Source organism: Hymenobacter profundi (genome assembly GCF_019334315.1).
Classification (GTDB): domain Bacteria; phylum Bacteroidota; class Bacteroidia; order Cytophagales; family Hymenobacteraceae; genus Hymenobacter; species Hymenobacter profundi.
In genome coordinates, this window is sequence record NZ_JAHWGL010000061.1 from 19,706 (window position 1) to 30,515 (window position 10,810).

A 10,810-nucleotide genomic window follows, 5' to 3' on the forward strand; every position below is an offset into this window, starting at 1 on the left:
GAAAGACAACGTCCTACCTAGCAGGCAGAAGCAGCCGGAGCCTGGTGTGTGGAACCGCTCAGGAAAGCCAGACTAATTAATCGACCTTTCTGCGCCGTATCTTTGTTGATTATTCGCTGAGATTACCTCAGCAACATCTGCAAAATCGACGATGAAGGTTTGTATTGCCGAGAAGCCCAGCGTGGCCCGTGAAATTGCCAACGTACTAGGTGCCAACCGCAAAATGGACGGCTACTACGAGGGCAACGGCTACCAGGTCACTTGGACGTTTGGGCACTTCTGCCAGCTCAAGGAACCCGAGGACTACCGCCCCGAGTGGAAGCGCTGGAGCATCCACGACCTGCCTATGATGCCCGATAACTTCGGCATTAAGCTCATGCGCCGCGACGATGGCGTAGTGCGGCAGTTCAACGTAATTAAGAAGCTGCTTGACGCGGCCGAGGAAGTTATCAACTGCGGCGACGCGGGGCAGGAGGGAGAAGTGATTCAGCGCTGGGTGCTGACGGAGGCCAAATACCGTAAGCCTTTCAAGCGCCTCTGGATTTCGTCGCTCACGGAAGAGGCTATCCGCCAGGGGTTTGCCAACCTGCGCGAGGGGAGCGAGTTTGACCGGCTGTACCAGGCCGGCAAGAGCCGCGCCGTGGGCGACTGGCTGCTGGGGCTGAACGCTACCCGCCTGTTCACGCTGAAGTATGCGCCCGGCCGTGGGCAGGTACTGAGCCTGGGCCGCGTGCAAACGCCTACCCTGGCGCTATTGGTAGACCGCTACCACGAGATTCAGAATTTCAAGCCGGAGCCCTACTGGGTGCTGCGCACGGAGTACCGCGGCACCATGTTCAGCCACGTGGCCCCGCCCAAAAAAGGCAAGGCTGAGGACGACGAGCCCGACGAAAAGGCCCGCCTGAAAGCTCGCGGCTATTTCGTGAGCGAGGAAGAAGCCAACACGGCTATGGCCGCCGTGAAAGACGTGCCGCTGACCATTACGGGTGTCGAAATCAAGAAAGGCTATGAGTCGCCGCCGGCACTGTTCGACCTGACCTCCTTGCAGGTGCAGTGCAACAACCAGTTGGGCTTATCGGCCGAGGACACGCTGCGCACGGTGCAGAGCCTCTACGAGAAAAAGGTAGTGAGCTATCCGCGCGTAGACACCACCTTCCTACCCGACGACCAGTACCCCAAAATTGCGGGCATCCTGAAAGGCTTGGGCGCCTACCACAGCCTCACGCAGCCGCTGCTGGCCGCCAAAATCCGCAAGAGCACCAAGGTGTTCAACAACCAGAAGGTAACGGACCACCACGCCATCATCCCAACTGGCGCTAGCGCTGGCGGCTTGGGTAGCCAGGAGCACAGCGTGTACGATATCATCGTGCGCCGCTTCCTGGCCGCGTTCTACCCCGACTGTGAGGTGTCGAATACCACCGTGACGGCCGAGGCGGCGGGCTACCCTTTCCGGGTGCGGGGTAGGCAGATTTTGAATCCCGGCTGGCGCGTGGTGTACGGCGACCCCGAGAAACAACAAGCGCCCAGCGCCCCCAAAGCGCCCGGCGAGGCCGACAGCGACGACGTGGTGAGCACCGTGCTACCCAACTTCGTGAAGGATGAGAGCGGCCCGCACAAACCGCGCCTCGACCAGAAAATGACCCAGCCTCCGCGTGAGTACACCGAGGCTATGCTGCTGCGCGGCATGGAAACCGCTGGCCGCAACATCGACGACGATGAGCTGCGGCAAGCCATGAAGGAAAATGGCATTGGGCGGCCTAGTACCCGCGCCAACATCATCGAAACGCTGTTCAAGCGCGGCTACATTCGGCGCGAAAAGAAGCGCATTATACCCACGCCCACCGGGGTAGAGTTGATTGGTCTGATTCGGAACCCTACCCTGAAATCGGCGGAGCTGACCGGGCAGTGGGAAAAGAAGCTGCGCCAGATTGAAGGCGGCGACTTGCAGCCCGACCATTTCCTGGACGAGCTGAAAAGTCTGGTGCGTGAGGTGGTGCACGAGGTAAAGCACGACGGTTCGCGCCGGCTGATTGCAGACCCTACCCTCCCAGCCTCGGGGGGGAGCCAAGCGCCAGCAAGAAGCCAACAGCTAGCAGTCAACAGTCAACAGCCAACCATTGGCCTCGGCCCATGTCCGAAGTGCCAGACGGGTGGCATCCTGCGCGGCAAAGCGGCGTTTGGGTGCTCACGTTTCCGCGAGAACTGCCAGTTTCGTATGCCCGTCGAGTTTGCCGGGAAGAAGCTCACCGACAAGCAGGTAAGTGTATTGCTTGCCAAAGGCCGCACGCCCGTTATCAAAGGCTACTTAGACGATGATGGGCAGAAGTTTGACGCGGCCGTGCGCCTCACGCCTCAGTACCAGCTAGAGCTGGTGCGCGCCGCTGAGAGCAAGCCCACTACCTCCACCGACCCCGGTCAGATTCCGTGCCCGGTGTGCAAGCTGGGCACCATGCTGCGCGGCAATGCCGCCTGGGGCTGCTCGCGCTTCCGCGAGGACTGCCAGTTTCGGGCGCCGTTTGAGTGGGGCGGCAAGAAGCTGAGCGACGTGCAGATGAACCAGTTGCTGCGCAAGGGCAAAACCGGCACGATTCGCGGCTTCGTGTCGAGCCGGACCGGCGAGCGGTACGCGGCGGCGCTGCAACTCAACGCCGAAGGTAGGATAGAGCCCGTGTTCGAGAAAGGGTAGGTGACGGCCGCCTACTTGCCATACTTTAAGGTGCCGCATGGCCCAAATCCTTCTGTTTACTACATTACGACTATCATCATTTTACTTTACCTATGAACGATCCTGCCATCCGTGCTCTGCTGTATCCGCTGCTCACCGAAGGCGTGTATATTGAAGAATTGCCCACCGGGGGCACCCGTGCCGACCTTGTGCACATCACCGAGCAGTTTATGCACTGCTACGAAATCAAAGGTGCCGGCGACACCATGCAGCGGGTTGTCCACCAGTTAGGGCACTACATGCTGGTGTACGATTTCGTCACGTTTGTGGTGACCGAAAAGCACCTACCCAAGCTGATGCCCTTGCTACCAGAATGGGTAGGCGTGATGGTGGCCACAGAAGAAGGCATCGTTACGCACCGCAAAGCGGGCTACAACTCGGCCGTGGAGCGCACAGCTCTGGGTGGCCTGTTGATGGTGGACGAGCTGCGGCAATTTATGCTCGCGCGCGGGCTGCGCGGTGTGAGCACCATGCAGCGGCGCGAGGTGATGCACATCATGCGCCACGCGCACAATATTCCGGTGTCGCACTGGGCGCGCTACACGCGTGAGCGGCTCACGGCTCGCCTACCTGTGCGCACGCAAAAGCGGGCCGAGCGCAAAGCCCTGCGCGAGTCGCAGCCACCTAGGGAGCCCTGGCGAAAAACCATCAAGCGCATCAAGCGGCGTAAACGACCCCGCGGTTTGCCATAGCCAAACGTTCGCCTCTCTACATTTAAAAACAACCCGTTTTCTGCCATGCCCAATACTCTTTTTGCTGCGCGTTTGCTGGGCTACCTCATCGGGTTGCTACCCTTGGTAGCCTTGCTGCTGATGTTCCGACAGGTGATTCCGCAGGGGCTGGGGTTGGGGCTGACGGCCTTTGGCTTCCTGGCTTCCTACTGGGTGCAGCAGCGTGCCCGCACCCTGTTTCCCTACGATTTTAAGAATCGGGCCGAATGGCTGGCGCTGGGTATTTACGTGGCTGTGGTGGTGGCTATGCTTGTGTTGATACAAGTAGGTGGGTAGGGGAGGGACTACTAATGCTGTCATCCTGAGCGGAGCGAAGGACCTGCTCACGTGAGAATGACAAGCGCACTAGCGACTCGTTCTCACGTGAGCAGGTCCTTCGCTCCGCTCAGGATGACAATGTAAATAGATGCTAGAAGGCGCGTGAATACGGTAACGCTCAACTAACTGCGCTACCGATGGTCGGCTACGGCGGGGAGAAAATCGGGGCGGCTGCCCAGCAGGCCCTGGTCAGCGTACGACAGCTCGGCGCGGGTGCGGGGTAGGGCCTCGGGGTAGTTTTCGCGGATAAACTGCACCAGATGCTCGCGTACAAAACACCGTAGATCGAATGCGTCGGACGAGTTGCGGGCGCTCATCAGGGCTCTGATTTCCAGGGTGCTTTCCTTAGAATCCGTGACTTGCAGTGTATTCACGCGCTGGTCCCAGAGCGGGCTGGCTTTCAGCAGGCGCGTAAGTTCCTCGCGCAGGGCGGACACGGGTAGGGTGTAATCGGTGTAGATAAACACCGTGCCCAGAATCTCGGCCGAGATGCGCGTCCAGTTCTGGAAAGGTTTCTCAATGAAGTAGTTGATGGGCAAAATCAGGCGGCGCTGATCCCAGATTTGTAGGACCACGTAGGTGAGCGTAATTTCCTCTACCCGACCCCACTCGCCCTCCACCACCAGCACATCATCAATGCGAATGGGTTGGGTGAAGGCAATCTGGAAGCCGGCCAGTAAGTTGGCCAACGACCGTTGGGCCGCAAAACCGACGATAATACCGCCAACTCCTACCCCCGTCAGCAGGCCCGCGCCGATGCGCCGCACACTATCAAAGCTGAGTAGAATGGCCGCCACCGCCAGCAGTCCAATGCCGATAACAGCCAACCGCCGAATGAACTGGAGCTGCGTCCGGATCTTACGCTCCTTGATGTTGTTGTCCTTGGTCAGGTCGTAGCTGTGGTACACGAATTCTTCGCCCACATACACCAGCCGAATGAGTACCCAGGCAAAGCCCGCCGTGGCCAGAATTCCCAGGACCCGCGTGGCCGTGCGGTGCGCGGGCGGCTCTAGCGTCATCAGCGGCAGAATCAGGACCAGAATCAGAACCGGAATGAAGAAATTGAGCGGTTGCCGCAGACGACGAATCAGCGAATTGACGATGAAGCCATCTGAAAAGCTGCGGTAGTAGCGCAGAGCCTTGGTAAGCAACCCGCGCAATAAGAGTCCGCCCGCAATGGCAGCAACGCCCAATAGCACGTTGCCGAGCCAGGCAGGTAAGGTATCCAGAAGTGTTTGAAAGTGTTGCATCAAAAAGCCGTTTTAGAACGCGGGGCCGCGGGTGGGGCTTCGGCAATGGCAGGCAGAAAGCAGAGCGGGGGAGGGAGAGGAATAGTACCTCGGAAGCACTCAGGGTAGCGATAAACCCGATGAGTATAGCCCCAACGTACGCAAGGTAACGGGTAGGGGTTGGCAAATAGTAAGTTTGTTATTGTATCAGCGGTTGCTGCCCTGCACGGGCAGCCGGTAGTGCAGGCGCAGGCTAAGCCGGTGCGTCCGGCTAAAACTAGTGGCCGCGTAGGGCTCTACCCACAAGCCACTATTGCCCAGACGCACGTTGCCACTCACAAAGGCTGTAGCTTTCTGGGTAATGCCCAACCTGGCCTCGTCGAATGCCACACCGCCCTGCGCAAAGCTGCCGTGGGTTTGGCCAAAGCCCGAACCCAGGCTGAAGGTGCTGCCGATGGTACCCAAACCATTTACACTACGGCCCATATCGGCTTGCACAAAGAATCGGTCGCGCCGTCCAATCCAGAGCATGAGGTCGGGTGACAAAATCATGTGCCGCTCGGTGAACGTGATATCGCGGGCATCGTCGGCCCGGTAGCCCAGGTTGCCTGCGTGAAATCCCAGGCGGTAGCCTATGCCCAAAGTGCCAGCGTTGCCTAGTACTCGGTCGCGCTCCGCAAATAGGTGCAGGTCGAACAGCGACTTATTGGCGTGGCCGGTTTCGTCGGAGGTGAGGAAGGAGCCGTTGAGGTCCAGCTCGCGGTAGCCGATGCGCTCAGTACCCATCAGCACTTCTGCTCCAAACAAGCGGCGGTTGCCATCCGGGTCATCGGCATCGGTGTAGGAAATACCGCCACCGGCCACCTGGTAGCGGTGGTAATAGGCGCGCCGAATGGCGGGGCCGCCGCCGCCAGAACAGCCTCCTGAACTAGCAGCTTCCTGCAAATCCTGGTCATATTTGCCCTGCATGAAAGCGGGGCTGAAGGTGAAATAGCGGTTGCGCGTGCTGTCGGGCGCAGCTTTCTGGCTGGTCAGCACGCCAATCAACAGTACCAACGCCAGCGGCAGGTAGGCTACTCGGGGCTGATACCCACGCAACAGACAAGCGGCCTCCATGCCCACTACTAGGAGTAGCGTGGCTTTCACGGATAAAACCTCGGGTAGGGTGAGGGCGCCGGGGCCCACTAGCGCGGTGAGTAGGAGCAGGCCCGCCACCGTTACTAGGTTTCGTGCAGGCCGCACCAATGGTGGGGTAGCAACTGTCATTTGATCAAGTTGGCGAATACGGATAGTCCACCAGCCCAGAGCCGTCAGGGCTATAGGTAGCAGTACCCACTGCACTTGTTTGAGGGCCACGCCCGCCAGCACCAAAGTAGCGCCGCCTACCTGCTCGCCGGCTGGGTCGCGCCAGTATTCGAGCACAAAGCGCCCAGCCAGCACCAAGCCCAGATAGAGCAGGTAGCGGCTACCACCAGGCCATACGCGCCGCCGCGTAGCCAGCACCACCACGCCTACCCCCACATACAGCAGCAAGGAATAGAGCTGAATAGGTACCACCGGCAACGACGCCGCAGCAGTGGCCGCGAGCTGGCCCCGCTGAAGCTGCCAGAGGTAGGGCAGGGTGTCGGGAGCGTATCGGATAGCGGGGCCGGCTTCGGCCAGCTCGCCGAAACAGCAGCCCGTGAGCAGGCACCCTACTCCCTGCACCGCCAGTGTGAGGCACATGGGCAAGGCAAACACATCGAACACGTGCCAGGAGAAACCCAGCCAGCGGCGTAGCGCCAGTAGGGCTAGCGTGCCTGCTATGGCGCCGCCCAGCACCGAGCGGGCGGGGTCGGTGGGCCAGGGTTGGCCCGCCAAAATGGCGGGCCAGTCGGCTAAAGGTAGAGCAATGAGCTTGGTGCCCAGAATGAAGGCCAGCGTAGACGCCGCCAGTAACACCAGCCACGGCCGCCATGCATAGCCGCGGCGGTAGCCGGCCCACAGCAGCAGCGCCTGCCCTAGGGCAAAGGCCAGCATATAAAACTGCGTGTAATAGACGTGCCCGTGTGGGGAGGGGAGCACAGGGGCCGGTAGGGGGTAGGAATACATCGATAGGATAAAAAGAGATGGCCAGGCAAGTGCGCCGACGAAGGCGGCGCGGACAAATGCAGAAATAAAGGCGCCCCGGACGGTTACTCGCCGGGGCGCTTCTGCATCGTGCGTAAGGATGAGCGGGGTACGATAGGGGTACCAGCCGCAACACAAGCTAACCCGATAGTGGATAGGAAGGTAACAGGAGTAAAGCTACCCGCCGGGTAGCACATACGCAGACAAAGAAACAGCCTGATCAGACTTTTAAAAAAGCTGATCAGGCTGCGTTATAATTTAATTATCAATGTATTACACGGAAAGAAAAGGACATCCTGCGTTCCAATTCTTTGTGACGTGCCTTAACCTGGCTGAGGTAGCAGGCGCGGAACGGGCTGCGCGGCCGGTGTAGTATCGCCGTACTGCACAATGTTTTCAATCATGCCTTTGAAGATGATGAAGTGAAACGGCACCAGCGCATACCAATACAGGCGCCCGGCCAGTCCCCGCGGTCGAAAGACCGCCAGCTGCTCCAGCGTGTGCGTGCCGTCGTAGTTGGGTAGGATGCGGAACTGGAGCCACGCTTCGCCAGGAAGCTTCATTTCGGCGTAGAGGAGCAGGCGCCGCGCCCGGCGGTCGGCTACCAGCACCCGCCAGAAATCGAGCGGGTCGCCGGCGCGCAGGTCGGTGGGGGAGCGGCGGCCGCGGCGCAGACCCACGCCGCCTACCAGCTTATCCAGCAGGCCGCGCAGGCGCCACAGCCAGTCTACCTTGTACCAGCCTCGGTCGCCGCCAATGCGCCACACGTTCTGGCGCACTTCCTCAGGGTCGCGCCAGAAACGGAGTTTCTGACAGTCGCGCAGTACGCCGTATTGGGGCAGCTGCATGTGGTCCATGAAGTGCCGTTCCATCACGCCGCTGCTCAGGGCATCGCTCCAGCTGCTCACCACTTCGTTTTGCTCGATGCGCTGGAAAGCCAGTTGCAACGACTCCTCGTAACTCATGCAGGTGTGCGGCACGGCCTTGGCAATGCTGCGTTTGGGGTCGGCCACTGTGTCGTTGCGCAGGCTTTCTACCAGGCTTTGGGCCAGCGAGAAGGTAGTGCTGGTAACCAAATACAGCCACCACGACGACAGCCGCGGTGTGAGCACGGGCACCGTGAGTACCAGCCGGCGGTAGCCCCGCACGCGGGCCAGGCCCAGCAACATTTCGCGGTACGTCAGCACGTCGGGGCCACCCAGATCGAACGACTTGCCCAGGCACGCCGGGTTATCCAGCACCGCCGTGAGGTAGAACATCACATCGCGCACGCCCAGCGGCTGGCAGCGCGACTGCAACCAGCGCGGCGTTACCATTACGGGCAGCTTCTCCACCAAGTCCCGGATAATCTCGAACGAAGCTGACCCCGACCCAATAATAATGCTGGCCCGCAGCACGGTTAGCTGGGCCTTTTGGGCGCTCTTTAGCACCTTCTCTACCGCCCGGCGCGAGCGGAGGTGAGTGCTCAAGGCGCGGTCATTGGCGATGCCGGACAAGTAGATAACCTGCCGGGCCGGCGTGCGGTTGAGGTAGGCCACAAAGTGCCGGGCCGATTCCTGCTCAGCCCGGAAAAAGTTGGTGTCGTGCCCGCTCATGGAGTGCACCAGGTAGTAGGCTGCATCGATATCGAGGGGCAAATCGGCCAGCGAGTCGGGCTGAAGTAGGTCACCGGTGGCTACCTCCACCCGGTTTTTCAGCGACTCGGACAGTTCAAAACGGCGCGGGTCACGTACCAGGCACACCACCTGATGGCCCGCATCAACCAGCAAGGGCAGCAGCCGCTGACCAATGTAGCCGGTAGCGCCAGTGAGCAGAATTTTCATGGGTAGGAATGGCAAGAGTGATACTAAAGTAACGAATTGTCAGATAGTTAGTTTGCCATAAAATAAGGGCTACTGTAGCCAAGGGGCGGGGTAGGGCCACCCCGCGCCACTAGCTCCGGCATGTTTTGCGACTCATACCCGCGGCTTTTTGGGTAACATTGCAGTCTGATTCTGTTGCTTATGCCGCGTTCTATTGCTTCCCGCCTCTGGCTTTGGCTGTTTATTCTGGCCCTGGGGCTGGCCTTTTTGGTAGGGCTGAACAGCTGGGGGCCGCTGGAAAGCAGCGAGGCTCGCTACGCCGAAATCGGGCGGGAGATGCTCACGGGGCAAGACTGGCTGCACCCGCGCCTACTGGGCATTCAGCACTTTCATAAGCCGCCCCTCACGTACTGGCTCACGGCGGCAGGGCTGGCGCTGGCCAACCACTCGGCCCTGGGTGCCCGGTTGCTGCCAGTGTTGGCCGTGCTGCTGCAAGTGTATCTGGTGTATGCCGTGGGGCTGCTGCTCTTTGCCGGCGACCGGGCCCGCGCCCTGGGCGCGGCCGTCATCTACGGCACCTTACCCGTGGTGCTCATCTCGGCCCTCAACGTCACCACCGATGCCTACCTGGCTACACTGGAGCTGGCCGCTGCGTACGGTATTTTGCGCTACTACCACGATGGCCGCCGCTGGGCATTGTACCTGTTTTGGGTAGGGCTGGGGCTGGCCTTCCTCACCAAAGGCCCCGTGGGTTTTGTGCTGCCGCTGATGGCGGTGATTGGGTTTTACTTCAAGCGAGAACAAGCGCGGCGGCCCTTCACCTGGCACCACGCGGCGGGTATCGGGCTGTTTGTGCTGGTAGGGCTGAGCTGGTATATCTACCTGGTGTTGGAAAATCCGGTGTTCATACGCTATTTTCTCTACGAACACACCGTGGAGCGCTTCGCCAATGCGGCCACGTTTCATCGCAGCAAGCCGTGGTGGTTCTATTTGGTGCTGGCCCCTGCTACCAGTTTGCCGTGGTCAGTGGCCTTGGTGACGCAGGTGGTGCGCACGCGCTGGGCCACGGTGCCGCAGCAATGGCGCAACGTGCTCATTTTCTGGGTGGTGGTACCGCTGGTGTTTTTCTCGCTGTCCAGCTCCAAGTTGCTGCTGTACGTGTTGCCGGTGTTTCCGGGGGTAGCGCTGCTCACGGCCTACTACCTGGGTCGCTGCACCGATGGCGCCCTGGAACGCTGGTACGGCGGCTTCGGTATTCTGTACGGCCTCATTCTGGCCGCGCTGTGCATACTGCCGATACTGGCCATCGACAGCAAGTTTCCGCTGGAAATTACACCCTTTACAGCCATCTGGCCGGCTGCGGGCGTAGTCCTGATTGTGGCTACCCTGGTCTTGTGGGATGAGGTACGTATGGCGCCACGGCTGCTGATGTTACCGGCCTTGTTCACGGTGGTGCTGCTACTGGCTGCCAAGCCCATTCTGCGGCAAAACGAGCTGCTGTTCAACGGTAGTCGTCCGCTGGCCGAGCTGCTGCACCAGCACCACCTAACGCAGCGTCCTGTGCTGGTCTACAATGAGTTACTACCGTCCCTGGCGTTTGCCACGGGCCGCCTACCCGTGTCCCTCTACGATGGCAACGATGCTCTGGCCCGCGAAACGCAGTTCGAGCCAACGAAGTCCTGGCAGCAAAACCTTCTCAACCTGCGCGATGCCCAGCAGGAGCCCACCCTCGACAGCCTCCTCCGCCAGCACCCCGCCCTTCTCGTAAAAGGTGACCTGCCAGAAGGACGTAAACCCCTGCTCCGCTACACCCAGCATCAGGAGAAGGTAGGTAAATGGACGTTGTACTGGTGAAGTGGTAAATCAGAAAACGGCTGTCATCCTGAGCAGAGCGAA

Annotated in this window: 7 protein-coding genes; 4 read left to right on the forward strand and 3 right to left on the reverse strand. The window is 60.2% G+C overall.

The window, feature by feature from the left end; all coding sequences use genetic code 11:
• Positions 1-151: 151 nt before the first annotated feature.
• The 3 genes from KYK14_RS14190 (at position 152) to KYK14_RS14200 (ending at position 3,732) form a co-directional block, all read left to right on the forward strand.
• Positions 152-2,686, forward strand: coding sequence for a type IA DNA topoisomerase (locus KYK14_RS14190; protein WP_219159692.1), 2,535 nt, complete (start codon positions 152-154; stop codon positions 2,684-2,686).
• A 92-nt stretch (positions 2,687-2,778) separates the two neighbouring features.
• On the forward strand, positions 2,779-3,417 hold the full coding sequence (locus KYK14_RS14195) for a sce7726 family protein (RefSeq protein ID WP_185282966.1): 639 nt from the start codon (positions 2,779-2,781) through the stop codon (positions 3,415-3,417).
• A gap of 45 nt (positions 3,418-3,462) precedes the next feature.
• Positions 3,463-3,732 (forward strand): hypothetical protein, encoded by a 270-nt coding sequence (locus KYK14_RS14200; RefSeq protein ID WP_208308112.1) that lies wholly within the window; start codon positions 3,463-3,465, stop codon positions 3,730-3,732.
• A gap of 173 nt (positions 3,733-3,905) precedes the next feature.
• Here KYK14_RS14200 and KYK14_RS14205 read toward each other — a convergent pair whose 3' ends face one another.
• The 3 genes from KYK14_RS14205 to KYK14_RS14215 all read right to left on the reverse strand — a co-directional run bounded on the left by KYK14_RS14205 (position 3,906) and on the right by KYK14_RS14215 (position 8,935).
• Entirely contained in the window at positions 3,906-5,024 is a 1,119-nt protein-coding gene (locus tag KYK14_RS14205) for a mechanosensitive ion channel family protein (RefSeq protein ID WP_219159694.1), read from the reverse strand.
• 186 nt (positions 5,025-5,210) lie between these two features.
• Entirely contained in the window at positions 5,211-7,067 is a 1,857-nt protein-coding gene (locus KYK14_RS14210; protein WP_219159696.1) for a prolipoprotein diacylglyceryl transferase family protein, read from the reverse strand.
• Between the two features lie 368 nt (positions 7,068-7,435).
• Complete coding sequence (locus KYK14_RS14215) at positions 7,436-8,935, reverse strand: SDR family oxidoreductase (protein WP_219159698.1); 1,500 nt, start codon at positions 8,933-8,935, stop codon at positions 7,436-7,438.
• 180 nt (positions 8,936-9,115) lie between these two features.
• On the opposite strand from KYK14_RS14215, the gene KYK14_RS14220 reads away from it, so the two are divergent.
• On the forward strand, positions 9,116-10,768 hold the full coding sequence (locus KYK14_RS14220) for an ArnT family glycosyltransferase (RefSeq protein ID WP_219159700.1): 1,653 nt from the start codon (positions 9,116-9,118) through the stop codon (positions 10,766-10,768).
• Positions 10,769-10,810 lie beyond the last annotated feature (42 nt).

Bases quoted from the DNA above. Each gene is read 5' to 3' on its own strand.
- KYK14_RS14200 (WP_208308112.1), top strand. From the start codon at position 3,463: ATGCCCAATACTCTTTTTGCTGCGCGTTTGCTGGGCTACCTCATCGGG.
- KYK14_RS14220 (WP_219159700.1), top strand. From the start codon at position 9,116: ATGCCGCGTTCTATTGCTTCCCGCCTCTGGCTTTGGCTGTTTATTCTG.
- KYK14_RS14205 (WP_219159694.1), bottom strand. From the start codon at position 5,024: ATGCAACACTTTCAAACACTTCTGGATACCTTACCTGCCTGGCTCGGC.
- KYK14_RS14215 (WP_219159698.1), bottom strand. From the start codon at position 8,935: ATGAAAATTCTGCTCACTGGCGCTACCGGCTACATTGGTCAGCGGCTG.
- KYK14_RS14190 (WP_219159692.1), top strand. From the start codon at position 152: ATGAAGGTTTGTATTGCCGAGAAGCCCAGCGTGGCCCGTGAAATTGCC.
- KYK14_RS14195 (WP_185282966.1), top strand. From the start codon at position 2,779: ATGAACGATCCTGCCATCCGTGCTCTGCTGTATCCGCTGCTCACCGAA.